The sequence below is a fragment of the Rubrivirga sp. S365 genome, from assembly GCF_032248475.1.
GTDB classification, from domain to species: Bacteria; Bacteroidota; Rhodothermia; order Rhodothermales; family Rubricoccaceae; genus Rubrivirga; species Rubrivirga litoralis.
This window is the reverse complement of the sequence record NZ_JAVTTN010000004.1, coordinates 1-25562: the sequence shown is the minus strand read 5'-3', so window position 1 is coordinate 25562 and position 25562 is coordinate 1. Positions and strand designations below refer to the sequence as shown.

General features: G+C 74.4%; 21 protein-coding genes and 1 pseudogene. 18 read left to right on the top strand and 4 right to left on the bottom strand.

The genetic code is table 11. The annotated features are described in order from the left end of the window. Positions 1–48: 48 nt before the first annotated feature. The 10 genes from RQM47_RS16265 (at position 49) to RQM47_RS16220 (ending at position 11986) form a co-directional block, all read left to right on the top strand. Positions 49–381 (top strand): VirB3 family type IV secretion system protein, encoded by a 333-nt coding sequence (locus RQM47_RS16265; RefSeq protein WP_314009682.1) that lies wholly within the window; start codon positions 49–51, stop codon positions 379–381. Positions 382–420: 39 nt separating this feature from the next. Then, positions 421–3117 (top strand): hypothetical protein, encoded by a 2697-nt coding sequence (locus RQM47_RS16260; RefSeq protein ID WP_314009681.1) that lies wholly within the window; start codon positions 421–423, stop codon positions 3115–3117. A gap of 17 nt (positions 3118–3134) precedes the next feature. After that, complete coding sequence (locus RQM47_RS16255; protein ID WP_314009679.1) at positions 3135–3905, top strand: hypothetical protein; 771 nt, start codon at positions 3135–3137, stop codon at positions 3903–3905. Positions 3906–3969: 64 nt separating this feature from the next. Then, positions 3970–4509 (top strand): hypothetical protein, encoded by a 540-nt coding sequence (locus tag RQM47_RS16250; RefSeq protein ID WP_314009677.1) that lies wholly within the window; start codon positions 3970–3972, stop codon positions 4507–4509. Between the two features lie 48 nt (positions 4510–4557). Continuing rightward, complete coding sequence (locus tag RQM47_RS16245) at positions 4558–5592, top strand: TrbG/VirB9 family P-type conjugative transfer protein (RefSeq protein WP_314009675.1); 1035 nt, start codon at positions 4558–4560, stop codon at positions 5590–5592. Positions 5593–5621: 29 nt separating this feature from the next. Next, positions 5622–7172 carry a TrbI/VirB10 family protein gene (locus RQM47_RS16240; protein WP_314009673.1) on the top strand — a complete coding sequence of 517 codons (1551 nt, stop codon included), beginning with the start codon at positions 5622–5624 and terminating at the stop codon, positions 7170–7172. Positions 7173–7183: 11 nt separating this feature from the next. Further along, a complete protein-coding gene (trbL, locus tag RQM47_RS16235) occupies positions 7184–8200 on the top strand; it encodes a P-type conjugative transfer protein TrbL (RefSeq protein WP_314009671.1) in 1017 nt (338 codons plus the stop codon). 8 nt (positions 8201–8208) lie between these two features. Next, a complete protein-coding gene (locus RQM47_RS16230; protein WP_314009669.1) occupies positions 8209–9147 on the top strand; it encodes a VirB8/TrbF family protein in 939 nt (312 codons plus the stop codon). 4 nt (positions 9148–9151) lie between these two features. Next, positions 9152–11224: a type IV secretory system conjugative DNA transfer family protein gene (locus RQM47_RS16225; protein WP_314009668.1), complete on the top strand. Its 2073-nt coding sequence runs from the start codon at positions 9152–9154 to the stop codon at positions 11222–11224. A gap of 81 nt (positions 11225–11305) precedes the next feature. Next, positions 11306–11986 carry an N-acetyltransferase gene (locus tag RQM47_RS16220; RefSeq protein WP_314009667.1) on the top strand — a complete coding sequence of 227 codons (681 nt, stop codon included), beginning with the start codon at positions 11306–11308 and terminating at the stop codon, positions 11984–11986. 53 nt (positions 11987–12039) lie between these two features. Here the strand turns inward: RQM47_RS16220 and RQM47_RS16215 are convergent, their stop codons facing one another. The 3 genes from RQM47_RS16215 to RQM47_RS16205 form a co-directional block, all read right to left on the bottom strand. Further along, on the bottom strand, positions 12040–12510 hold the full coding sequence (locus RQM47_RS16215; RefSeq protein ID WP_314009665.1) for a DUF6252 family protein: 471 nt from the start codon (positions 12508–12510) through the stop codon (positions 12040–12042). Between the two features lie 40 nt (positions 12511–12550). After that, positions 12551–15781: a relaxase/mobilization nuclease domain-containing protein gene (locus RQM47_RS16210; protein ID WP_314009663.1), complete on the bottom strand. Its 3231-nt coding sequence runs from the start codon at positions 15779–15781 to the stop codon at positions 12551–12553. A 502-nt stretch (positions 15782–16283) separates the two neighbouring features. After that, positions 16284–16829 carry a plasmid mobilization protein gene (locus tag RQM47_RS16205; protein WP_314009661.1) on the bottom strand — a complete coding sequence of 182 codons (546 nt, stop codon included), beginning with the start codon at positions 16827–16829 and terminating at the stop codon, positions 16284–16286. Positions 16830–17200: 371 nt separating this feature from the next. Between RQM47_RS16205 and RQM47_RS17525 the strand changes: the two genes are divergently transcribed. From RQM47_RS17525 to RQM47_RS16190, 4 genes are all read left to right on the top strand, one after another. Further along, positions 17201–18301 (top strand): peptidoglycan DD-metalloendopeptidase family protein, encoded by a 1101-nt coding sequence (locus tag RQM47_RS17525; RefSeq protein WP_409946022.1) that lies wholly within the window; start codon positions 17201–17203, stop codon positions 18299–18301. After that, a complete protein-coding gene (locus RQM47_RS16200) occupies positions 18298–18792 on the top strand; it encodes a hypothetical protein (RefSeq protein WP_314009659.1) in 495 nt (164 codons plus the stop codon). Before RQM47_RS17525 ends, RQM47_RS16200 begins: the two co-directional genes overlap by 4 nt. Positions 18793–18875: 83 nt before the next feature. Then, positions 18876–19283 carry a hypothetical protein gene (locus RQM47_RS16195; protein ID WP_314009657.1) on the top strand — a complete coding sequence of 136 codons (408 nt, stop codon included), beginning with the start codon at positions 18876–18878 and terminating at the stop codon, positions 19281–19283. A gap of 452 nt (positions 19284–19735) precedes the next feature. After that, the gene (locus RQM47_RS16190) at positions 19736–21028 is read left to right on the top strand and encodes a replication initiation protein (RefSeq protein ID WP_314009653.1); all 1293 of its coding nucleotides are present in this window, start codon (positions 19736–19738) and stop codon (positions 21026–21028) included. Positions 21029–21423: 395 nt separating this feature from the next. On the opposite strand, the gene RQM47_RS16185 is transcribed toward RQM47_RS16190, so the two are convergent. After that, positions 21424–22002: a recombinase family protein gene (locus RQM47_RS16185; RefSeq protein WP_314009651.1), complete on the bottom strand. Its 579-nt coding sequence runs from the start codon at positions 22000–22002 to the stop codon at positions 21424–21426. A gap of 176 nt (positions 22003–22178) precedes the next feature. On the opposite strand from RQM47_RS16185, the gene RQM47_RS16180 reads away from it, so the two are divergent. The 4 genes and pseudogenes from RQM47_RS16180 to RQM47_RS16165 form a co-directional block, all read left to right on the top strand. Then, a complete protein-coding gene (locus RQM47_RS16180) occupies positions 22179–22664 on the top strand; it encodes a hypothetical protein (RefSeq protein ID WP_314009650.1) in 486 nt (161 codons plus the stop codon). A gap of 333 nt (positions 22665–22997) precedes the next feature. Continuing rightward, positions 22998–23705, top strand: coding sequence for an ATP-binding protein (locus RQM47_RS16175; RefSeq protein WP_314009649.1), 708 nt, complete (start codon positions 22998–23000; stop codon positions 23703–23705). A gap of 671 nt (positions 23706–24376) precedes the next feature. After that, complete coding sequence (locus RQM47_RS16170; protein ID WP_314009647.1) at positions 24377–24859, top strand: MerR family transcriptional regulator; 483 nt, start codon at positions 24377–24379, stop codon at positions 24857–24859. 3 nt (positions 24860–24862) lie between these two features. Beyond that, positions 24863–25562 (top strand): annotated as a pseudogene (locus RQM47_RS16165) (hypothetical protein); the annotation flags it as partial.

The window sequence follows — 25562 nt, the reverse complement described above, 5'->3', positions numbered from 1 at the left end:
CCCCCGTCCCCGCTTAGCGGGGCCACCCATCGCCCCTCAGCCCCTCCCATGCCCCCCCCGCCCGAACGCCTCCCGGAGCGCCCGGTCCACCAGTCGCTCGTCCGTGTCCCCCTCTACGCCGGGGTCGACCGGAGCTTCTTGGTCCTCGAGGTCACGCTCGTCGTCTGCCTCGTCTACCTCCTCGGCGTCTCGGTCGCGAGCGTCGCCATCGTCGTCGCCGTCGTGCTCGGGGTCCACCCGCTCATGAAGAGGCTCTCGGACGTCGACGCGCTCCTGCCCCAGTTCGCCGCCCGCGCCCTCATGCAGGCCGACGCCTACGACCCGCTCCCCCCAGCCCATACGGGCTCCCGGAAGCCGGCCCGGGCCGTCCCCGGCAAGTAGCCCCGACCGTCCCACCACCCCCCCCAAACGGTCCACACCATGAGCCTACTCGCCGCCGCCGCCGGACTCACCGCGGGCGCCATCGGGGCCGCCGGCCTCGGCCGGCTCCGCGAGAACCAGAAGACCCCCCGGGGCCTCTCGGACCTCTTGGGCTGGGGGTTCCTGGTCGGCGAGGGCGTCGTCCTCATGAAGGACGGGTCGTTCCTCGCCGGCTGGCGGGTCCGGGGCCGGGACCTCGCCTCGTCGACGGCGTCCGAGGTCGCCAACCTGGCCGCCCACGCGAACACCGCCCTCGCCTCGCTCGGCGACGGGTGGATGGTCCACGCCGACGCCGTCCGCCGGAGCGCGGTCGGGTACGCCCCGCCCGAGCGGTGCCACTTCCCCGACCCCGTGAGCGCGGCCCTCGACGGCGCCCGCCGCGACCGGTACACGGCCGTCGGCGAGCACTACGAGACCGACGCCGTCCTCGCCGTGACCTACACGCCGCCCTCGGCCCTCGCCGGGCGGCTCCAGCAGAGGGTCGTCAAGGGCCGCGGGGCCGGGACGCCCTCCGACGTGTGGGACCGGCTCGTGGGCCAGTTCGAGCGCGACCTCGGAGCCGTCCGCGACCGGCTCTCGGCGTCCATGCGCGTCGAGCGGCTCGGGAGCGCGGGCCTCCTCCGCCACCTCCACGAGTGCCTCACCGGGCTCCCCCACGCCGTCGGCGTACCGGGCCACGGGGCCTACCTCGACTACGCCCTCTCGGACCAGACGTTCGTCGGCGGGTACGAGCCGCGCGTGGGCCAGAAGCACGTCCGCGTCGTCGCCGTCCAGGGCTACCCCAACGCGACGACGCCCGGGCTCGCCGACCCCGCCCTACGGCTCCCCTTCCCGTACCGCTGGAGCGTCCGGTTCCTCCCGCTCTCGCCGGCCACGGCCACGAAGGTGATCGGGAAGAGCCAGCTCGGGTGGTTCCAGAAGCGGCGCGGCGCCGGCGACTGGGCCAAGGACATGGCCTCGAAGGAGAAACGGGAGGACACCGAGATGGATCTGGCCTTCCAGGACGGGAACGCCACGGCGATGGTCCACGACGCCGGCGCCGCCCGCGCGGTCAACTCGGGCGGCGAGGTCCGGTTCGGGTTCCTCACCGTCGGCGCCGTCGTGATGGCCGACGACGCGCGGTCCGCCGACGACCGGGCCGGGGCGCTCCTCAAGGCCGTCCGCGACCTCGGGTTCACGGGCCGCGTCGAGGACGTGAACGCCGTCGACGCCCTGCTCGGCACGCTCCCCGGCCACGGCCACCCCAACCTCCGCCGGCCGCTCCTCACGACGGAGAACGTCGTCGACGTCCTCCCGCTGACGGCCCCCTGGGGCGGCCCCGAGGCCGTCCCCTCCCAACTGTTCCCCCCGGACACCCCCCCGCTCCTGTGGGCCAAGACGGACGGGTCGACCCCGTTCCGCCTCGCGCTCCACGAGGGCGACGTCGGCCACACGCTCATCGTCGGGTCCACGGGCGCGGGCAAGTCCGTGCTCGTCGGCCTCCTCCTCGCGCAGTGGCGCCGGTACGAGCGCGCGCGGACGGTGACGTTCGACGTCGGCTACAGCCACTACGTCTCCGGCCGCGCGATGGGCGCGGCGCACTACGACCTGGCCGGCCCGCTCGCGGCCCGGAACCCCGTCCAGATGCAGCCGCTCCGCGACGTCGACCGCCCCGACGTCCGGACGTGGGCCGTCGACTGGGTCGAGTCGCTCGTCGAGCTCCAGGGCGAGGCGCTGACCCCCGAGGAGCGCGGCCGGCTCACCCACGCCGTCGGGCTCCTGGCCCAGAACCCCCCCGAGCTCCGGACCCTCACGGCCCTCATGGCCAACCTCGGGAGCGAGCGGCTCCGCTCGCTCCTCCGGCCGTACACGCTGGAGGGCGACTACGGCAAGATCTTCGACGCCGACCGCGACTCGTTCGGGTCCTCCACCGGACCCGGCGGGGCGGAGGGCGTCCGCCACCAGGTCGTCGAGCTCTCGCACCTCGTCGGGATGTCCGACCGCGTGCTCGTGCCGGCCTTGATGTACCTGTTCCGCCGCGTCGAGGAGGGCCTCGACGGCTCGCCCACGCTCATCGTCATCGAGGAGGCCTGGGCCGCGCTCATGCACGGCCGGTTCGCCGACCGGCTCCGCCAGTGGCTCCTCACGCTCCGCAAGCGGAACGCGGCCGTGGTCATCGTGGCCCACTCCCCGGCCCAGTTCCGCGACCCCGCCGTCAAGAACGCGCAGCTCATCGTCGAGAGCTGCCCGACCCGGATCTTCCTCCCCAACCCCGACGCCGCCGAGCCCGACACGGCCGCGCTCTACACGTGGCTCGGGCTGAACCGGGCCGAGGTCGACCGGCTCTCGAAGGCGCGCAAGAAGCGGGACTACTACTTCCGCTCGCCGTCGGGCGCGCGGATGTTCGACCTCGCCCTGTCCCCGGTCGAGCTCGCCGTGCTCACGGCGCTCCCCGGCCGCTCCGCCGACGAGACCGTCCGCGAGGCGGCGCGGCTGGCCGCCGAGCGCGGCCCGTCGTGGCCCGTCGACTGGCTCCGCCTCGCCGGGCTCCCCGCCGAGGCCGACGGCTTGGCCCCCGCGTGGGCCGCCGCCGGCGACGGCGCGGTCGCGGGGCCACCCAGCGGACCGGGCACCCCGCCCCACGGGGGGGGGGCGCCCGGCCGGGCGCCGGCGACTCGCGCCGACGTCACCCCCGGGCCGGCGTCGCCGGCCCCCTGACCCACAGCCCTAGCACCATGCACAGGCACTCTCTCCCCCCCCCGCGGCCCCCGAAGGCCGCCCGCCCACGGTCCACTCACCGGGCCCGATGGCTCCTCGTCCCGCTCGGCCTCCTCCTCCTGGCCCCGAACCAGGAGGCGAAGGCGCAGTGGGCCGTCATCGACCCGGCCCACATCGCCAAGAGCGTGTGGAACGGCCGTCAGATCGTCCAGCAGCTCCAGGCGCAGAGGGCCCAGGTCAACGCGTTCGTCCAGAACGTCCAGAAGCTCCGGAGCTACAACCTCCGCGACGTGACCGGGTTCGTCGACGCCGTCGACCGGACCCTGCTCTCGGCCACGAACGTGGCGTACAACTCGTCGTCGCTCGTCGGCGACTTCGACGCGTTCTACCGAGGGGCCGACCCGACCGCGACCGCCGCGACCGCGGCGTCGTGGACCGAGGGCGAGCTCGGCGGCGCGCTCGGGACGCTCCGGTCGATCCGCGAGCACGCGGTCCAGATCCGGGCCGCGAGGCCCGACTTGGCCGCGTTCCAGCGCCAGCTGACGTCGGCGACGACGGCGCAGCAGGTGGCCGAGGCCCAGGGGACCATCGAGGCCTACGCGGTCCAGGAGTCCCAGCTCCTCCGCCAGGCCACGCTGCTCCAGATCGACCAGGCCGCCCGCGCCCAGGCCTCCGCCGCCGCGCGGCGGGCCTACGTGGTCGACGTCGGCCGGACGGCGAAGGCCCGGACGCTCCAGAGCGCCTCGGCCATGACCGGCCGGGACTACAACGCGACCGGCATTTTCTAGCCCTCCCACCAACGGCCCCGCCCCCTGGGGGGCGGGGCCACAGGGCGCCCAACCCCTCCGACCCATGAAGCTCCCCCGCCGGTCCCCCGAAGGCCCCCCCTACACGCTCACGCTCCGCGACGCGCTGCTCGCGTCGGTCGGCGCCGTCCTCGCGACCGTCGCGTTCGCCGGCGGCTGCAACCGCGGCGACGCCGTACCCCGTGCCGAGCCGGTCGTGCGCCTGGCGGCCTGCGTCGAGGCCGCCCCGTCCGAGCCGTGCGCCCGCGTCCCCGGCGTCGGCCCGGCCTACTGGCTCGCCGAGCAGGGCGACCGGACGGCCACCTACCTCGACGCCGCCGAGATCTGCCTCGGGGCGCTCCTCGACGGCGCCGTCGTCGGCCGCCGCGGGGCGTGCGTCGACGTCTACGACGCCTACGTCGCCGACGCCAAGGACGGCCGGCGCGACCTCGACGGCCGGCTCGACGCGGCCGACGCCGGCCGGGCCTTCGGGCTCGCCTACAGCGCCGTCGTCGCCCGCCGGACCCAGGCGGCCGGCCAGGCCACGACCGGCCGGGACTACAACGCCGCCCCCCTCTTCGGCGGCGACTCCCCCGACCCCCGCTGACCCCGCCCCGTTCCCCGACCGCCGACGGTTACGCCCCCCCCCGAACCCATGACCCGCCTCCTCCCGCGCCCGACCGCCCTCGCCCTCGCCCTCGCCCTCGCCCCCGGCCTCGCCCACGCCCAAGACTCGTCGCCGAACGGCGCGCTCACCGTGTCGCTCGCCGACGGCCAGGCGGCCACCGTCGCCGCGCCGGGTCCCGACGGCCGCCCGGTCGGCGACGGGTTCACGGACGGGGCCGTCGTCGTCACGCCGGCCCAGATGGAGGAGGCGCTGGGCGAGCTCGTCCGCGAGTACGAGCGGACCGGGCGGGCCGGCGTGCTCCGCCAGTCGACGGTCATGACGTTCCCGTACGGCCACAGCCAGCCGGTCCTGGCCGCGGCCCCCCTCCGGGCCTCGATCATCGAGCTCGAGGCGGACGAGGTCGTCCTCGGCGTCGTCGCCGGCGACACCGAGCGGTTCGCCATCGAGCAGACGCAGACGGGGGCCGGCGGGGCCGTCCCGCTCGTCGTCGTCAAGCCGCTGGCCTACGACGTGACCACGAACCTGGTGATCTCGACCGACCGCCGGGTCTACCACGTCACGCTCGACGCCGCCCCGTCGCCGCGCGCGGGGCGGCGCGGCGAGAACCCCCAGCCGCGCTACGCCCGGCATATCCGGTTCTACTACCCCGACGACGCGCTCGCCGCGAGCGTCGCGGCCGCGCAGGCCGCGCGTCCCGTGGAGCCCGAGCGCCCGCCCGGCGACCTCGCTTCGCTCGACGAGATCGACTTCGACTACCGCGTCGTCGGCGACCGCGAGATCACGGAGCTCGTGGCGCGCGTGTTCGACGACGGCGTCCACACCTACGTCCAGCTCGACCCCGAGCGCCTCCGGGGTGGGGTGGTCCCGGTCCTCTACGTCCAGGGGCCGAGCGGTGACCGCGAGATCCTGAACTACGCCTACAGCGAGGGCACCTACGTCGCCGACCGGACGGCGGGCGTCTTCGAGCTCGCCCTCGGGACGACGGTGCGCACGGGGCTCTTCGGCCTCGGCGGCAAGACGCAGGTCGAGCGATCGGCCCGGATCCTCCACCTCGACGACTAACCCTCTACCCGGCCGTCAGCGGCGCCCCCATGTCCTACACCGATCCCGACACCGACTCCACCCCACGCGCCCCCGTCGGGGGGGCCACCTACGGACCGCCGTCCGGCGTGGTCTCGCCCTCCAACGGGGCCGCCGGACACGGGCCGACCGGGGCGGGGGAGCCCCCACGCACGGCGGCCACGTCGGCCGAGGCCGCTCCCGCCGACGTGCTCGACCCGGCCACGGACGGCCGGACGACGCCGGTCGGCTTGGACCGGAAGGTCGTGCTGGCCGGGCTCGCCATCGTGGGGACGGTCTTCTGCCTCCTCCTACTCATGTTCGCGGGCGACGACGAGGTCGACGTGGTAGCGCAGGCCCCGCCCCCCACGTCGCCTCCCGGAGCCTACATCGACGAGCAGACGGCGGACTACTACGGCGACATGGCGGCCGACCCCACCGTCCCCGTCGCTGGGGCTCCCGCCGGACCGTACGGTCCGGACCCGTACGGGGGGGACCCGTACGCGACGGGCTCCTACCCCGCGAGCGGCCCCGACTACGCCACGACCCAGCCGTACTCGCCGCCGCCCGTCGCGGCCGGCGCCCCGCCCACGCCGGCCCGTCCTACGGACCCGTCCCGCGACGCCTTCGAGCGGGCCGTGGCCTCGCCGCTCCTCGTCGGTTCCTCCCAAACGGGCGCCCCCCGAGCGCCGACGGCCGACCCGGCGTTCGCCGAGCAGAACCCGGAGTACGCGGCCGAGATGGCGTACATGAAGGAGGTCGCGGAGCTGTTCCCCACGAGCCCGCCGCCCGGGTACGGCCCCGGCGCCGCGGCGCCGGCAGCGGCGCCCCCCCCGGCCGCCGCACCCACCGCCGCGCCCACCGCCGGCCTCCCCGCCGGTCCCGGGACCCGCTCCGCGTTCCTGGACCGGACGTCGCGGTCCGGCTCCGGGGGCTCCCAGTACGGCGCCGTCGTCCGCCCGACGGCCGCGCGCGCGCTCACGCTCCGGGCCGGGTCGGTCGTCCCCGCCGCGCTCGTGACCGGGATGAACTCGGACTTGCCCGGCACGGTCATCGCGCAGGTGACCCGGAACGTCTACGACTCGGGCGCCCAGCGCGACGTGTTGATCCCGGCCGGGACCCGGCTCGTCGGCGAGTACGACGACCAGATCGCCTACGGCCAGGGGCGGGCGCTCGTCGCGTGGAGCCGGATGCTGTTCCCGGACGGCTCGTCGGTCGAGCTGCCGGGGCTCCCCGGCGTCGACCTCCAGGGCTACTCGGGCCTCACCGACGAGGTCGACCGCCACTACGCCCGGCTCTTCGGCTCGGCCGTCATGCTCGCCGCCGTCGGCGTCGGCGTCGAGCTGGCGTCGCCCGACCAGGAGGTGTTCGGCGGCGCGCCGTCCCCGCAGGAGGTCGCCTCGCGCCAGGTGGCCATCGAGCTCTCGCGCGTGGCCACCGAGGTCATCAAGCGCCAGCTCGACGTCCAGCCCACGATCAAGGTCTCCCCGGGCTACCGGTTCTACGTCCTCCTCGCCCGCGACCTCACGTTCGCTGGCCCCTACCGCCCGCGCCCCGACGTCGGCCGGTTCCCCCGCCGGTGACGGCCCGACCCATGACCCGCCCCCTCCGGCTCCCCCCGCCCTCGGCCCTCGCCCTCGGCGCGCTCGCCGTCGCCGTCGCCGTCGCGCTCGTCCCCGAGGCCGCGGCCCAGACGCCCCCCCCGATCTCGCTGCCCCCGGTCACGGTCCCCCCGGGCACGCCCGGCCCGACGCTCCCGGCGCTCCCGCCGATCCCCCCGCTCGGGCCGCCGCCGCCGTTCCTCGACACTATCGTCGAGGACTTCCGGACGGCCGTCGAGGCCGCCCGCCCGGCCCTCATCGCCATCGCGACCGGGACGTTCGGGGTCCTCGCCCTCATCGAGATCGCGATGAGCGGGATCATCTGGACGTTCAAGAAGGAGGCCTGGAGCGACGTGCTCGGGTCGCTCGTCCTGAAGCTCGCGTGGATGGGGTTCGCCTTCAGCCTCCTCGCCTCGTTCAGCGTGTGGTTCCCGCCGATCATCGAGGGGTTCCAAGCGGCCGGGCAGGCCGTGGCCCCCGGGACCGTGTCGCCCACGGACATCCTCGGCCTCGGCATCACGCTCTCGGGCTCGCTCCTCCAGTCGTTCTTCGAGGGCGTCGGGCTCCTGGACTTCTCGTTCTCCATGCTCGGGACGGCCGTGTTCGTCGGCCTCGCCTGCACCCTCATCGTCGTCTCGTTCGCGCTCGTCGCCGCCCACGTCGTCGTGGTCCTGGTCGAGTCGTTCATCGCGCTGGCCGCCGGCGCCCTCGTGCTCGGCTTCGCGGCGTTCCGGGGGACGGCCTCGCTCGCCGACCGGTTCGTGGCCTACGTGTTCAACCTGGGGATCCGCGTGTTCTCGCTCTTCCTCGTCGTCGGGATCGGCCAGCGCGTGGTCGAGGGGTGGGTCCCGTACGTCCTCAACGCCGCCGACGACCTCTCGGCCATGCTCGCCGTGCTCGGGGGAGCGGTCACGTTCGCGCTCCTCGCCTTCGTCGTGCCCATCAAGGTCTCCTCGCTCCTCACGCGCGACCTCGCGGTCGGGTTCGAGAAGGCCCTCAGCAACGCCTAAGCCCCACCATGTCCTTCTTCTCCCGCTTCAAGACCGGGCGCGCTACGCCCGATGTCCCCCACGGCGACGGCGCCGCTGGCGTCCCGCCGCCGGACCCCGGCGGCGTCCGCCCCTCGACGCCCCCTGGCGAGGGCGTCGAGGGGTGGGCCTACGGCGAGAAGGCGTCGCCCGACGTCGTCCGCGGCCGGTACGAGTTCGCGCGCCAGTTCTCGGACCTCACGCGGGGCAAGCGGAACTGGCAGGTCACCGCGTTCGCCTCGCTCGCGCTCCTGGCCCTCTCGGTCGTCGGCCTCGTCACGCTCGCGCTCCAGAGCCGGGTGGTCCCCTACGTCGTCGAGGTCGACCGGACCGGGCGGGCCGTGGCCATCGCCCCGGCCGAGGCCGTCCCCTCGGTGGCCGACCGCGTCGTGACGTCGGCCATCGCCGGGTTCGTCTCCAACATCCGCACGGCGTACCCCGACCCGGTCGCCCAGCGCGACGCGGTCTACCGGGCCTACGCCTACGTCGCCGGGGACGCCCGGACGTTCCTCGAGTCCTACTTCTCCGACCCCGCCAACGACCCGCGCCAGCAGGGGAGGGGGTACCGCCGGAGCGTCGAGGTCACGAACGTGCTCCCGGTGCCCGGCGGCGTCGAGGGCGGGCCGACGACGTACCGGGTCCAGTGGAACGAGCGCGAGGCCTCGCCCAGCGAGGGCGTCCGGGAGCGGGCGTGGGAGGGCTACCTCGCCGTCGTGGTGAGCCCGCCGACGACGACCGAGGGCGTGGAGCGGAACCCGCTCGGGGTCTTCGTGACCGACCTCTCGTGGAGCCCGCTCGCCGCGGCCGCCCCGGTCTCCGCCTCCGTCGGCGCCCCCGTCGGCGCCCCCGGGGGCGCCGCTGAGGGCGCCCCCGAGACCGGGGCCGCCCCGCCCCCCCGCCGCACGGTCGGTCCGCCGCCCGCCCCGTAGCCCCGTGTCCGCCCCCTCGCCGTCCGCCGCTCCGTCCTCGGGCCGCCGCTCGCCGGCCTCGCTCGCCGCCGTCCTCGTCGGGGCCGCCCTCGTCGGGGCCGCCTACGCCGCCGCGGCGCTCGCGTGGCGGGCCGGCTACGCCGCCCACCTCGGCGTCCCGCTGTGGCACCCGGGGGGCTCGGCGCTCGTGGCCGTCCGGGCCGCCCTCGTGGTGGGCGTGGGCGCCCTCGTCGTCCTCGTCGTCTACGGCCGCCGCCGCGAGGCCCTCGTCGTCGCCCTCGCCCTCGTCGCTTGCGCGCCGGCCTGGGGCGGCCCCGTCTACTCGCCCGCCGCCGGCATCCGGTGGACCGTCCAGGTGGCTCGGAGCGCGGGGCTCGACTCGGCGCCCGGCGCGCTCGCGGTCCAGGCCGGCGCGGCCGGCGGTCTCCTCGCCCTCGTCCTCCTCGGCGTGCTCACGTCGCCGCCCCCGAAGGCCCCGTCCCACGCCCACGGGACGGCGACGTGGGGCGAGGGCCTCCCGCTCGTCGAGGCCGAACGTGGACTCGTCCTCGGGCGGGGCGGCGAGCGCGTCCCCGCCGTCGGCCACGCCGTCGAGCGCGCGCGTCGGCGGCGGCGCGCGGCGGCGCGCAGATCGCCCGGCGTGCTCCTCCGCCACAACGGACCCGGCCACGTCCTCACCGTCGCCCCCACTCGGGCCGGGAAGGGGGTCGGCGCCGTGATCCCCAACCTCCTCGACCACCCCGGGCCGGTCGTTGTGACCGACCCGAAGGGGGAGAACCTCCTGCTCACCGCCCGCTACCGGGCCGACGTCCTCGGCCACAACGTCGTAGCGCTCGACCCCTTCGAGCTCGCCCCGGACGCCCTCTTCGACCGGGGACCCGTCGAGGACGGCCGGGGCTCCGTCCGCCGCGGGGGGCTGAACCCCCTCGACATGACCGGCCCCCGGTCCCCCGACGCCACCGGCGACGCCGCGCTCCTGGCCGAGATGCTCGTCGTCGGCGACGAGTCCGGGGGCGACAACCGGTTCTTCGCCGACGAGGCCAAGGCGCTCCTCGCCGGGCTCATCCTCTACGTCGGGACGCGGGACGACGGCGAGGACCGGTCGCTCCTCGCCGTCCGCGACCTCCTGACCCTGGACGGGGGGGGGCTCCAGACGCTGATCACGGACATGAAGAATGACGACGACGCCCTCGTCAAACGGGCCGGGAACCGCCTCGACCAGAAACACGGGAAGGAGCTGAGCGCGGTGATCTCGACGGCCCAGAGCCACACGCACTTCCTCGACTCTCCCCGGATGGCCACCGTCCTCAGGGGGTCCACGTTCGACCCCGCGGCTCTCCGGCCCGGGCACGGGTCGAGCGGCGACGGCCGCCCGCTCTCGGTCTACCTCCTCCTCCCGCCCGACCGGCTCGACGCCTTCTCCCGGTGGCTCCGTCTCACCGTCGCCACGACGATCACGGCGCTCGCCAAGCTCGGCCCGCTCCAGGGCGGGGCGCCGCCGCCGGAGCGCCGGGCGCTCTTCCTCCTCGACGAGTTCGCCCAGCTCGGGCCGATGCCCCCGGTCCGGCGAGCGTTCTCGCTCATGGCCGGGTACGGCGTCCAGGTGTGGCCCTTCCTCCAGGACCTCGGCCAGCTCCGGCGGCTCTACCCGAAGGACTGGGAGTCGTTCGTCGCCAACTCCGACGCGATCCAGGCGTTCGGGACGACGGACCAGTTCACGGCCGAGTACCTCTCGAAGATGGCGGGCACGGCGACCGTCTTCCACTTCTCGCAGTCGGCCGGCCGGAGCCGGGGGAAGCACACGTCGCGGTCGGCGGGGGCCGGGACGTCCGAGACGTCCCGCCCGGTCATCACGCCGGACGAGCTCCGGCGGCTGGGGGAGGAGGACCAGGTCCTCTTGGTGCGCGGGGAGGACCCGGTCCTGGCCCGGCGGATCGCGTACTACGCGGACCCGACGTTCGACGGCCGTCTGAAAAAGGCCGAGGCCGCGAGGAAGGCGGAGGCCGAGCGCAAGGAGAAGAGGGCCGCCGAGCGGCGGGAGCGGGCCGCCGAGCCTGCGCCGGCGGCCCCGGCATAGTTTGTGACGGAGCCCCTGGGGCTCCGGACCTGGCCGGCCGCAGCACTGCTCCTCATCCTCTGCCCGCCACCCCACCCCGTCATGGAGCCCCTCTTCCGTCGCGCCCAGCCCTCCGACTGCGAGGGCGCCGTCCCGCTCGTCTACAGCTCCGGTCCCGACGTCCTCGACTACTGTTTCCGCGCCGGCGGCCGGACGGCGGCCGACTTCCTCCGCTACGCGTTCTCGGACGGCCGGGGGTTCTTCGGTTGGCGCACCCACACGGCCGTCGTGCACGGGCCGCGGCTGGTCGGCGTGGGGGCGTTCTACGGCGGGCGCGACCACGCCCGCCTGAGCCGCGAGCTCGTCGTCCAGGTCGTCCGGTTCTACCCGCTCGTGGCCGCCCTGGGCGTGATCCGGCGGACGCTCCAGGTCCGCGTCATCATGCCGCCCCCGCCCCGTTCCACCCACTACGCCGCCAACCTAGGCGTGCCCCCCGACCTCCGCGGCCGGGGCATAGGCACGGTCCTCCTCTCGCACGAGGCGGCCGCGGCCCACCGCGTCGGACGCCGGACGTTGGCCCTCGACGTCACGGTCAACAACCCCCGTGCTCAAGCGCTCTACGAGCGCCTGGGCTTCGCCGTCACCCGCTACCAGGAGTCCCCGTGCTCGCCCGGCGGGCTCCCCAGCAGCCGGCGCATGGAGCGCACCCTCCCAGTCGGCCCGCCGATGGGGGACGGCGCGGCCACCGCCGTCCCCGCCCTCTCCGTGGCGGCGACGGCCTGAGCAGACGGCGCCGCGTCGTCGTCCTCTACGAGAGCGCCGAGGCGCCGGTCCGGTCAGAAGTCGAGGTCGAACCGCCCGCCCGCCACCTCGTCCCCCGTGGTCGTCACGAACGAGAACGTCCCCTCGGCCCCGCCGGCGAACGACGTCACAGTGACCGAGCCCTCCCGCGCGACGGCCGTCGTCTCCGGGCTCCGCCCGTACGACGCGCCCGTGGCGCCGTCTCCGCCGAACACGTACGTCCCCGGCTCCGTCCCGCTGACGTAGAGCTCGATGGTCTCGCCGCCGAGCGAGCCCGACCCCGGCTCACGGGCGATGGCGACGAGGAGCCCCCCGTCGGACGTCACGTCCACGCACGCGGTCTCAAAACCGCCGGCCGGCGTCGTGGCCACGACCGTCCCAGCCTCGGCGACCCCTATCGACGCGCACGTGACGTCGTCGGCGGGGTCCGACGCCGTGTCGCACCCCGCCGAAGTGGCCAGCGCGGCGACGACCAGTAGGAGCGGTCGGGGGGACAAGCGGCGCATGGTCCAGTCGGGCTCAGAGCCCCGAAGGTAAGGGCGCCCCTCACTCGCGGCCGCGGCCGCGGTCGATCGCCCTCACCGCCCGCGCGACGGCCTTGAGCCCGGCCGCCCCCACGCGGGCCTCGAGCGCCCGCTGGACCCGTGTCGGCGTCCCCTTCCCCTTCGGTGCCCCCTTCGCGTCGGGAGCCCGGCCCGAACGCCCCGTGAGGCCGTGCCCCCCCCGGTGGCCACCGCCCGGGTCCGCCGAGCGGCCCGGAGTGGTCTTCGCCCGAACCGGGCGACCGACCCGCTCGGCCAGCCGCCCGATCGCCCGCTCGACCTCGGCCGGCCGCCACCGCCCCCTCGACGGGCCGGCCGCCGGCGAGAGCGCGTCCCGCGCCCGCTCCGCCCGGGCCACGACGGCCTGGACCCCCGGGGCCTCGCGCGCCCGGGCCGCCGCGAGCGCCGGGTCCGCCCGCACGAGCTCCGTCCGGAGCGCCCGGGCCGCCCCGACCGCCGCTTCCTTCCGGTCCGAGAGCGAGACGTGCGCGGCCCCCGCGCGCGCGGCCTCCGGGGACGCGGCCCGCGCGGGCTCCGTCGTCTCCGCCTTGAGGAGCCCGAACGCCCGCTTCGTCTCGGTGGGCCGGAGCGGCCCGAACGCCTCCGGCCGCTCGGCCAGCGTCTTCGCCGCGGCGTCCGGGCCGCCCTCGCGGACGGCCCGCCCGAACGCGGCCCACGCCTCGGACGGCTCGTCGTAGACGGAGGCGAGCGCGCGGCCGAACGCGCCGCGCGCGTGCTTCTCGTCGACCGTGAGCACCTGGGCCGCCCGGGCGCGGACGGCGAGCACGGCCGACTGGACCCGGGCCGGGGCCGAGTGCGCGGCTTCGATCCGCCGGAGCGCCCGGTGCTCGGCCACGAGCACGGCGAGCCGGTCGACCCGGCCGCCGGGCCGGACGTCGCGGTGGACGGCCCGGGCCTGGAGCGTCCGGCCCGCGAGCGGGGCGCGGCGGCCTCCGGTACGGGGACCCCCGGCCCGCGCGGCGGCCAGCGTCCGGGCGGCGCCGAGGGCCACGCGCCCGGGGTCGGCCTCGGGCTCCCCCTCGCGCCCGAGTGTACGGACCGCCGCCTGACCGACCCTCAGCCCCGCTCGACCCGTGCGCCCCCCGCTCCGCGCACGGGCCGGGGCCGAGTGCGCCGCGCCGGGCGTCGACGCCCCGGGACCGTGCGGCGTCAGCGCCGCCGACGGGCGCCCACGCGGCCCGTCCTGGAGCGCCTGGGCCACCCGCCCCGCCGCTTCCGACCGGCCCCTCACGTCGAGGTAGACGGCCCCCGCCCGCCCGGCCTCCCCGGCCGCGGCCCGCGCCCCGCCCGTCTCGCGGAGCGGCCCGAACGCCTCCGGCCGCTCGGCCATCGCCGCGGCCGCCGCCTCCGGCCCGTCCCGCCGGGCAGCCCGCTCGAACGCGGCCCGTGCCGGGCCGCGTTCGACGTAGGCCGTCCCAAGGGCGTGGTTGAACGCCCAGTTCGCCTCGCCCCGCTCTCGTCCCAGTGCGGAGGCCTCCCGGACGACATCGCCGGCCCGACCCCGCGCCCGTACGTAGGCGACCCCCGCCGGCCCGGCCTCCCCGGCCGCGGCCCGTGCCCTCTCGGTCTCGCGGAGCGGCCCGAACGCCTCCGGCCGCTCGGCCATCGTCTTCGCCGCGGCCTCCGGCCCGCCCTCGCGGACCGCACGCCAGAACGCCGCCCGCGCCTCGCCGGGGTCGGCGTACGCCGTTCGGAGCGCGCGGCCGAACGCCCGCGCGTTCCCCCTTACCTCCCCCTCCAACGCCCGGGCCGTACCCTCGGCTCGCGCCTCCAACGCCTGCGCGGCCCGTTCGCGAACAACGTCGGCGCCGGCCTGGACCCCTGAGAGCCCCCCGTGGTCCTCGACGAACCGGGCGAACGCCCGGCTCTCGCTGGCGCGGACCGCGAGCCGGTCGAGCGTGCTCGTCCCTTCCGAACGGGCCTCCATAACCTGGGCCACTTGGGCGGCGGCGTCGGCACGGTCGCGCGCGAGCACGTAGGCACCGCCGACCCTCCCAGCCTCAGCCGCCGCTGTCTGCGCGGGCTGCTTGGTCCCGCGGACGAGCCCACCGGCCCTCTCGGTCTCGCGGAGCGGCCCGAACGCCTCCGGCCGCTCGGCCATCGTCTTCGCCGCGGCCTCCGGCCCGCCCTCGCGGACCGCACGCCAGAACGCCGCCCGCGCCTCGCCGGGGTCGGCGTACGCCGTTCGGAGCGCGCGGCCGAACGCCCGCCCCGCCCCACTCGCCTCACCCGCCAACACTTCGGCCCTCCGTCCCCACGACCGGGCTGCCGCCGACGCCCTCACATCGTCCCACGCCGTCCGGCCCGCCTCCCTAGCGGGCCGGACGGCCTCGGCGAACGCGCGCCGAACCCGGACCTGGGCCGACGGCGCCCGCGCCGCCGTCCGGGGCCGGCCCGGCCCCCCGCGCGGGCGGGGCGGGGCGGGCGCCTTCTCCGGCGACGGCGGCCGCCCCCGCTCGTGGTCGCGGAGCGGGCCGAGCCGGGCCTCGAGCCGCGAGCGCCCCACGGTCCGGCTGACCGACGAGAGCTTGGCCTCGCGCGCCCCGTCGGTCACGACGGCCCCCTGGCCCCGGCGCTCGACGCGCCACCCGCGGGCCGCGAGCGCGGCGTCGACCTCGCCCCACGTCTTCGCCCCCTTCAACTCGGCCAGCGCGGCGGCGCGGACCTCGTGCGCGAACCCCCGGCCGTCGGTCGGCGTCCGCGCCGCGGGGACGGGGGCCGGCGCCCGGCCCTCGCCTGGCCGGTCGGCGTCCGCCCGATCCGGCGCCCGCTCGAGCCCCCGGTTCCGGCCCGTCCACCGGACCCCGAGCTCCCGTTCCTGGGCCTCCATCGACGCCCGGAGCTTGACCCGGTCCCGCCACGGCGACCACACGGCCCTGTCCTCCCCGACCCGGTTGACCATGACGTGGACGTGGGCGTGGTCCGCGTCGTTGTGACGGACGACGAGGGCCTGGTGCTTCTCTAGTCCGAGGTCGCGGAGCGTCCGGTCGACGGCCGCCCGGAGCTCGGCGTCGGTCGGGCGGTCGTCGGGGTCGAACGCGATGGCCACGTGGTACGCCGGCCGGTCCGTCCGCTCGGCCCCGGCCCGCCGGTCCATCTCGGCCGCCACCTCGCGCGGCGTGAACGGGGCCGGCCCGGCCCCGTCGCTCCAGTCCCGCCCGGCCGCCATGTTCCGGGTCTCGGCCCACTCGACCCGGTCGGGGTCCCCGGCCAAGTAGTTCGCGAGCCGGCCGAAGCTCGACCCCAAAGACGACGCCCCGATCACGGCCGTGCCCCCGTCCAGCCCCCGCCCCCGAGCCGCGCGTTCGTGTCCCCCCGCGACGTCCGCCCGGCCGCGGTCCGGTACCGCTCGGCCGTTCCCCCTAGCGCACCGCCCCCGCCCGCCCTAGTGCGACTGCCCCCCGCCCCAGTAGGTGCACCCACCCCATAGCCCCCCGGCCGACCGATACGTGCGGCGTATCGACCGCGGCTTCGCGGACGCCCCGGTCCCCCACGTGCCCCCCCTTCCACCGCGCCGGTCGGTGCACCGCCCGCGTTGAAGTTTCGGGCGCCCCCGTCGTGCACGTCGGGACACGGTACGGCGCGCCTCGACCTCGCTCGGAAACCGACGCCGTGCCCCCCTCCCCACGTCCCCTCCCAAATCGCCAAACGTACGTACCCGCCTAGGGGCGACCCGCCCTCGGTGGCCTCGGCTGAGCCCCCGGCGCGAGCCCGCGTCACGACGGCCGCGGCCCGTCCCCGCCCGCCGGCCGCACATATACCGGCCCGCCCTCCGCGGCCCGCCCGCCGTCCCCGTCCGCCGCCCGTCCGAGCGCCCCCGCCGCCGCTCGGACTCCGGCCACAGCCGCCCGGACCTCGTCCGCGAGCGCGGCCCAGTCCGGCCCGGCCCCGAGCGGTCCGCCCTCGTTCGCCCGCCGCGCGAGCTGGTTGAGGTTGACCCCGACCCGGTTCAACTCGGTCGCGGCCCCGACGAGGCCGCCCTGGGCCGCGTCGACGGACCGGCCGAGCGCGAGCGGGGCCACGGGCCGCCCGAGCAGCCGGCGGCGCGCGTACGCCGAGGCCGAGAGCCCGGCCTCGGCCGCCGACCGCTTGACGCCCCCGTGCTCGTCCGGCGTGAGCAGGACGTAGAGCGTACGGGTCCGGCCCTCGCCCGGCGCCTTCTTCGGCCGCCCCACACGCCGGCCCCCGCCGCCCGCCGGCGACGGGCCGGGCGGCGTCGGGTCCTGTCGGTCGAGGCCCTGTCGGTCGGGGGGCGGCGTCATCGTCGGGGGGTCGGGGGCTCCCGCTTGAGCATCGCCCGGAGGGCGACTGCGAAGGCGGCGGGGCGGGGCGGCCGGGGCCGGGCGTCTGAGAGTTTTTCCCCGGAGGGGAATCTAACTTGCCAAAATTACCACCCCGCCGCCGTACCCCACCAAGATACGGCCTCTGAGGGCGCCCGTGCCTCCTGCCCGGAGCCCCCGACGAAGGGCGCTCCCACGTCGGCGCCGGCCTCACCACCGCCCGGCCCACGCGGGGCCGGCGACGATGACCGTCGGCGACGCTCGGAGGGGAGGCGCCGACTTCTTAGACCCCGCGTGTCCGGTCCGCTCGCCGTCTCACGCCCTACCCCTTGAGCCCCTCCGCTTCCCCGACCATGTCCGACCCCACTGGCCCCCGTGCCCTCCGTGACCGCCCCGCCCTCCGCCGGTTCGCCGACGCCCTCGCCGCCCACGACGCGCCCCTCCGTCCGGCCCCGGTCGTCGTCGCCCGGGCGGTCCTCGACACGGCCCTCGGGAGGACGACTCCGACGCCGGCTGCTGGGGCGGGCAGACCCGAGTCGGGGTCGGCCCCTACCCCGGTCCCCGTGCCGCCGCTCCGCCGGCTCGTCGGGTCCGCGTCGTCGGCCCGAACGTTCGCCCTCGTCGTCGTCGGCGCCGCCTCCACACTCACCGCCCTCACCCTCGTCCCCGTCCGAGCGGAGGCCACCGCTCCGTCCGTCGACGTTCCTCCAAAGGGTCCGTCCACACACATATCGCCGTCTGCCGCTCCCCCCAGTTCCGCCCCCCCCGACCCGAGCGCCGGCGTCCCCTCCCTCCCCGACGACGTCACCCTCGGCGACGCCGTCGTCGCGGCCCGGCTCTCCGTGCACCCCGCCCTCGACGTCGACCTCGCCCGCCGCCTCCGATCGGTCCGCCGACGCCTTCCCATCCCACCCGGTCTCCCCCTCGGTACCCCCGTCTCGGTCGGCGTCGTGAGCTCCCCGTACGGCCCCCGCCGCCACCCCGTCTCGGGCCGTTCCCACCTCCACGCCGGTACCGACTTCGCCGTGCCTACTGGGACCCCAGTTTTCGCCACGGCCGACGGGCGCGTGAGGGCGGCCGCTCGGCGCTCGGGTTACGGCCTTGTCGTCGAGGTCGGCCACTCGGATCCTTCGGGGTTATCGACTACGACGATTTACGCCCATCTATCGGGTGCACTCGTTCGCCCGGGTTTCCGTGTCCGCCGCGGCCAAGTCCTCGGCCTGAGCGGGGGGGGATCCCCACACGACGGGGTCTCGACCGGCCCCCACCTCCACTACGAGGTCCGGGTCGGCTCGTCCCCCGCCGACCCGGCGTCGCTCCACGAGCGCGTGCTCGTTTGGCGGGCCGGGACAGCCCGCGAGCTCCGGGCCGTCGCCGCCGAGGCCCACGCCCGCGACGCCCGCCGTCGGCACGCCGTCCCCGCCCCGCCCCCCGATCCATCCCCCCACCGATGACGCCGCCCCGCCCCTCGCTCGCCGCCCTCCTCGCCGTCCTCCTCGCCTCGTGCTCTCCCGGCTCGGACTCCGCCCCACCTCGGCCGACTCCGCCAGCGGTCGCTGACGACCCCGTACCCACCGCCCTGGTCCCGCTCCTCGGGGTGTGGGACCTCGCCGAGTCCGACCCCGCCCTCGGCCCGTGCCACCTGGCCTCCGTCGGCTTCCGGTCCGACGGGCAGTACATGGCGAGGTCCGGCGACCAGGTCGTGACCGGCCGCTACGTGGCCTCCCCCGTTGTCGTCTCGGGCCGCCCCGGCTACCTCGTCGTCCAGCGTCCGGACGCCCACAACGGCGAGCCCAACTGCCAGAACATCCCTGCCGACGTGTCCGTCGGGTCCGCCCCGCCCGACGCCTTCTTCGAGGTGGTCGGCGACGAGGCCCACGTGTACTTCAGCGCTCTCGTGGATCGTCCGGCGGCTTCGTTCGTCCGGCGGACCTTCGGCCAATGAGCGCGGTCGTCCTCGGCCGTCCGCCGAGCCTTCGGGCCGTGCCCGGGTATATTTCTCCCCCGGACGCACGACCTCCCCGAGACTTGAGCCTGCCGAAACGAGAGACCCCGAGCGACGCCGTCCCGGACGAGCCGTCTGGAGACGACCGCCCAGACGGGGCGGTCGACTGGCTCAAGGGGGAGCCCCCTCCGAACCCCAACCGGCGGGCGTCGAGCCTGAACGTCCGTATGAAAGTGGCCGATCGAGAGCGGCTCGACCGGACGGCCAAGGCCCTCGGGGTTTCCACCTCGGCTTACGCCCGGTCGCGGCTGTTCGCTGCTGGCCCGGACGTCCAAGCGTGGCGGAGGACGTACCAGATCATCCTCTCGGCTATCGAGGTCGCCGAGGGTCTCGGCGTCTCCGACGAGGTCGCCGATGTCCTCCACGACCTCCAGGAGACCTTCGAGGACGTGGCCGCTACGGTCTTCCCGGAGTCGGCTGAGGAAGGCTAGGGTCCCAACAACCTCACTCCGTGGTTCTTCTCTTCCCCAATCCATTCAAAACCGCCGTCGTCGTTTAGAGAGTTTAGGAAGGTTTAATACCGTTTAGATTCCGAAACCCGTTGTCTCCCAACAGTATCCGCCGACAAAGGTGCCCGTCTATGGGGCGTGAGGTGCCCGTCTATGGGGGCAAAGGTGCCCGTCTGTGGGGCGTGAGGTGCCCGTCTATGGGGCAAAGGTGCCCGTCTGTGGGGTGAGAACGGCCGGCCTCGTCCTGAGAACCCCCGCCGTTCTCCTAAAAGGGCGTTTCCGGACCGGATCGGCCGTTCGTCACCGTCTCTCACGTTCCGAATTGGTGGCGTCCAAGTCGCCGGGGATGAAAGGTGCCCGTCTGTGGGGCGAGTGCTTCACGCCGGTGTGTCACGGTATATTGAGGCCACCTGGCGTCCCCCGCCCCCTACTACATGGCGCAGAACTCATCGCTGGAGCTAAAAAAGCACGTCGGCGCCGTCCACGTGAAGGGCGTCCTCTCGCTCGTCGAGCGGAAGACCGCGAACGCCCTCCTCCTCAACGCCTACCACGAGCTCCCCGACGAGTCCGTGACTCGGCACGAGATCCTCCTCAGTCAACTCGCCCGGGACATCGGCCTCAACTCGAAGAACACCGAGCACCTCAAGGACGCCCTGGGTGACCTCGTGGACCGGAAGGTGGAGTGGAACGCCCTCGACCGCGACGGGGTCGAGAACTGGGGGACGTCGACGCTCCTCGCCGCCGCGCGAATTCCGGAGGGCTCCGGCGTGTGCCTGTACCAGTACTCGAGCGACCTCCGCGAGCTCCTCTACAACCCGAGGGTGTACGCCCGGATCAACCTCGGCATCCAGACCCTCTTCACGAGCCAGTACGCCATCGCCCTCTACGAGAACTGCCTCCGGTTCCTGCGGGTGGGGTCGACCGGGTGGCTCTCCGTCGAGGAGTGGCGGGGCCTCCTCGGTGTCGGCGAAGGCCAGTACGCCACGTACAAGAAGTTCCGTCAGCGCGTGCTCTCCCCGGCCGTCGACCAGGTCAACGCTATCGGCCACATCCACGTCGAGATGCACGTCCGCAAGTCGGGTCGTAGGGTGGTGGCCCTCCGGTTCGACGTCCGACCGGGGCGCGTTCCCGCGTCCCTGTTGGAGGACGCCGGTGACGACGGGGCCGACATCGGCGTCTCAGCGAGGCTCCTCGACCTCGGAGTGTCTCGCGACCTAGTCGACGACCTCAAAGACCACCAAGTCGCTGCGCTCTCGAGGGTCGAAGTCGAGCAGGTGGCCAGGAACGTGGCCCACGTCAGGGGAGAGCTCGCCCGTGGGAAGGCGATTAGCAACCCGCTCGGGTACCTCTACGCGGCCATCACGAGGGACTACGCTGCGGGCAGTAGCGCCCAACCGGACCTGTTCAACCCCTCGGCTGTCGCCGAGCTCACGGCCGCCGAGCCATCGCCTGTTCCCGCGGGCGAAGCCCGTCGCCGGTCTCAGGAGGACGAGGAGAACCGCCGGGTCGACGAGAGAATAGAGGGCCTGGACGCCGACGGCCTGGCCGCGCTCAACGCGGACGCCGTCGGCCGCCTCCAGGAGCGCGGGCACTACAGCTGGCGCCAGATTGACGAGGCCGTCTCTCTAGGGCTTACGGGCCAAGACCTCAAGGGCGCGCTCGGCGCGATCCTCTACGGCACCCTGCGAGCCGAGCGCCGGGACGTCATGAGGGGACGGGCGCTTTGAGGAAGGTGAGGTGCCGTTTTATCTCGGCATTCTGTTATTGCACGGCCGCTCCCCCAGTGACAGAGGGATACGAAGAACGGGTGCCCGTCTACAGGGCGATAGGTGCCCGTCTACAGGGCGATAGGTGCCCGTCTACAGGGCGATAGGTGCCCGTCTACAGGGCGATAGGTGCCCGTCTACAGGGCGATAGGTGCCCGTCTACAGGGCGATAGGTGCCCGTCTACAGGGCGATAGGTGCCCGTCTACAGGGCGATAGGTGCCCGTCTACAGGGCGATAGGTGCCCGTCTACAGGGCGGGGCCGGAGGGCACCGGAGAGACCGGACCCCGGGCGGGGACGACGTCGCCCTCGGAACGGCCGGCCGCCACCGGCCGGGCGACGGGGCACGGGCGCCGGCTAGCGGTCGGGCATCTTGCGGACGTCGCCGGTCGGCGAGACGTGGCGGTAGAGCGTGGTCTTCGAGACCCCGAGCGTCTCGCACACGGCGCCGACGTCGGTCTCCCGGTCGGCCAGGAGCACGGCGGCCTGGCGGACCTTGGCCCGGGTCATCTTCGACGGCCGCCCCCCCTTCCGCCCCCGCGCGCGGGCCGCGGCGAGCCCGGCGAGGGTCCGCTCCCGGATCAGCTCGCGCTCGAACTCGGCCAGCGCCCCGAACACGTGGAGCACGAGGCGCCCGCCGGCCGTCGTGGTGTCGATGGACTCGGCGAGCGACCGGAACCCGACCCCCCTCCCTTCCAGCTCGGCCACCCGGGCGATGAGGTCCTTCAGCGAGCGGCCGAGCCGGTCGAGCCGCCAGACGACGAGGACGTCGCCCGCGCGGAGGTGCCCGAACGCCTCGGCCAAGACCGGCCGGTCGGCCCGGGCGCCGGAGGCCCGCTCCTCGAACACGCGCTCGCACCCGGCGGCGCGGAGGGCGTCGAGCTGGAGGGCCGGGTCCTGGTCGGCGGTCGAGACGCGGGCGTAGCCGACGAGCATGGGGGCGGGGTGGGCGCCCCGAAAGGTACGGCGCGGGGGGGTTCGTGACGTAGATTACGCGACGGGTTCCGAAACGGAACGCGGGCCGCAGGGTCCACTCCGCTCCGGCCGCTTGGGCGGTCCTGTTAAGGACCGTTTCTGACACGCCCCCCGGTCCCCTCCCCTCCCCTCCCCCCATGAGCGCCCCCGCCCGCACGTACTCCGAGGTCGACGCCGCCGCCGTCCTCCGCGAGGCCGCCCGCCGGCACGGGGCGCCGGCCCCGCTCGGGCTCACGCTCGCGGAGATCGAGGAGGCCGCCCGCGCGGCCGGGGTCGACCCGGCCCTCGTCCGGGCCGCCGCCGCCGACCTCGACCTCGGCCACCCCACCGACGACGCCCCCCGGAGTCCGCGCCGCGCCCCGCGCGCGGCCCCCCCGGTCTTCCAGGGGTTCCCCCCCGAGACCGCTGGCGAACGGCTCCGTCGGCGCGCCGGAGTCGCCGCCGTCGTCGTCTTCGTCTTCGTCGGCCTCCTCGTGCTCGCCGCGTCCGGGGCTGAGAACCCCGTGTGGCTGCCCGAAGACCCGTCCTCGACTCGCTCTCAACTCCCCGCCCCCGGGTTCTGGGACTACCTGGGAAAGATGTACGAGCCCTGGCTCCTCGGTCCCCGAGACCACTTCCCGTGAAGGGGTCCCCCCCCGAGGCCGTTGGAGAACGGCTTCGTCGGCGCGCCAGAGTCGCCGCCGTGGTGTGTGGGTCGTGATCCCGGGTGAACCCGCTGCGTGGTGGAGGTTGACCAAATGCAATAACGGTACACGCAGCCCCAGGCACTGTTCCCCTGCTCACCGCCCCCTTGAACCGGCCGCCTGGAGCCCCTCCCATTAGACCGAACCCCTCCCCACGACTGGAGCGGGACGGCCTATACTCCGGCGTCCGTTCTGCAATCCGGGCGTCCCGCGGGGCTTCAGGCAGCGGGACTCCACTGAGATTCAGGTTCTGCAGCATTTCAACCCACAGTAGTGGTACCGACTAAAAATATCCACGAGAGCTTTTCCAGGTTCTTTGAAGAGCCTACCAGAGAGACGCTGCGGGATTTGCTACGCACCAACTTCGGCGAGACCGACCAACTCGACTTCAAGGCTAGCTGGCCCGATTTTCCGAAGGTCGCTCGGCACGTTCTGGCAATTGCTAACTCCGGCGGGGGAGCTATTGTGTTTGGGGTAGAGGAGGCGGAGAACTCTCTCGACCCGAAGGGGCTGAGTGACTTCCGCGATAAAGCCGAAGTCGCACAAGGCTTAAAAAAATATCTGCCGAATGATCTACGTCACGAGACGCTGGACTTTGCCTACGAAGCAAGCGAGTACCCAGCCCTGACAGGGAAATCGTTTCAAGTCATTGTTGTGGAGCATGACGACACCTCGATTCCGTATCTCTGCCTTCGCGAGGGAAGCGACGTCAAGGACAACGTCGTTTACGTGAGGCGCGGTACCGAGTCAGCCGCAGCCAACCATGATGAGTTGCAGCGGATAATCGACCGGCGCTTCCGGGTCATGACAGAAGAGCGGCAGAACAGCTTGGAAGAGGACCTTTCGCAACTTTCTACTCTCAGGCTAGAGCTATTCAAGTCTCAGCATGTTCTGGCCTTCGCAATGCACGGCCATAATGATTTCCTGAAAAATTGCATTGCTCAAAAGGAGGAAGTCATTCTCCGCAAGCTACAGGCATGAGCTACGCTGTATAAACCGCCGCTGCAAGCCGACGTGAAGCGCCAGCGTTTCCACTTTGACCGGGCCTCGGTGTCTCCGCAGCTTCCGCCCACCGCCCCGCTCGTGCCCCTCGCGGCTGAGCGTCGTTGAATCGCTGTGCCTGAGATGAGTTTGGCGAAGGAAGTACTGGACGCTGTCACGGACTTCTACTTAGCGTCCCGAGACTTCAACGGGCTGCCTGACAGTGGCATTGAGGCTGACCGAGACGAGCTTCGTCAGGCGCTAATCCATTTGGTGGAGGCGAGTAAAGGGTAGGGGGCAGAGCGGTGTAGAATCCCGCAGTAGCGATCCCGAGCTCGGGGCGAGACGGGCGGGTTTAGACGACCTCCTCAGAACCGTACGGTTCTGAAGAGCGCGCTTTCTGAGTCGGCAGGGCTGTTTCCAGCCTGCCCAGCGTCTCAGAACCCTCCTCAGAATCATCCACTCAGAAGCCGGCGGCTCTTCGGTTCTGAAACCGACCCATCTGGGGTAGGGGGCGATCCCGGAAATGGCTCATACGGTGCCTGTGCGAGGGGGCGACCACCCTACTGCGGGATTTTGCCCGGCACCCAAAGCTGGCCCTTGGTGGGGGTCCCCAGAACGTACCGGCAGCCGTACATTCCGGTCGCGACCCCACGACCCACAACCCCACGATGGCCGGCTGGACCGCCCGCGCACTGGCCGCCCACACCGGGACGCCCCCGACGACGCTGTCCTCGTGGATCGGGGCCGGCCTCGTCACGCCGGACCGGCTCGGCGTTGGACGGGGCGGCCACACGATCGGCGTGGTGGGGCTCCTGGAGTTGCTCGCGGTCAAGGAGCTCAAGGCCGCCGGGTTCTCGCTCCGCGCGATCCGGCGGGCCGTCGGGAACCTCCGCGGGCTGAGCGGGGAGGACCGGCCCCTCGGCCGCCTCTCGCTCGTCGTCCACGGCGACGACATCGCGTGGCGGGACGCCTCCGCCCTCGACGGGATGACAGTCAGCGCCCTCCGCCATCCTGGCCAGCGCCTCATGGTCTTCCACGTCGGGGAGGAGCACACCGATGTCGTCCGGCGGCTCACGGAGCGGGTCCCCCGCAACCGGCCACCCCTCGCCCCGCCCGCTCCCCGCCCGTCGGCCCCCCGCCCCGCCCCCTGACCCATGTCCGCACGCCCCCCCCGCCGACGGGCCGACTCCCCCATCCGCGAACGCCTCCACGCGCTCCCGAAGCAGACCGAGATCCCGTACGTCCTGGCCGAGTCGGAGGACCACCTCGTCGCGCTCGCGCTCGCGCTCGGCGCCCGCGACGTTGGGGGGTGGAGCCCGGAGGAGGAGGCCGTCGCCACCGCCGCGCTCGCGGCCTCGGGCGCCCCGCCCGACGCGAAGCGGCTCGATGCCGTCCGGAGCGAGGTCGACGCCGGAGCGGACCCGCTCGGGGACGCGCTCTGCGCGCTCCGGAGCCCGGAGGACCGCCGCCCGATGGGGGCCACGTACACGCCGCGCGAGATCGTCGTCTCGATGACCCTGTGGTCGTGGCGCCACGCGACGCCGGCCCGTGTGGTGGACCCGGGCGCCGGCTCCGGGCGGTTCCTGGTGGCCGCCGGGCGGGCGTTCGACGGGGCCGACCTCGTCGGCTCCGAGCTCGACCCCGTGGCCGCGATCCTGGCCCGCGGCCACTTGGCCGCGGCCGGGCTGGCCGCCCAGTCCCGCGTCGTGCTGGGCGACTACCGCTCCCTCGCGCTTGCCCCGATCTCGGGGCGGACGCTGTACCTGGGGAACCCCCCGTACGTCCGCCACCACCTGATCTCGCCGGAGTGGAAGGGGTGGCTGGGCGACACGGCCCGCCGGCGGGGGCTGAAGG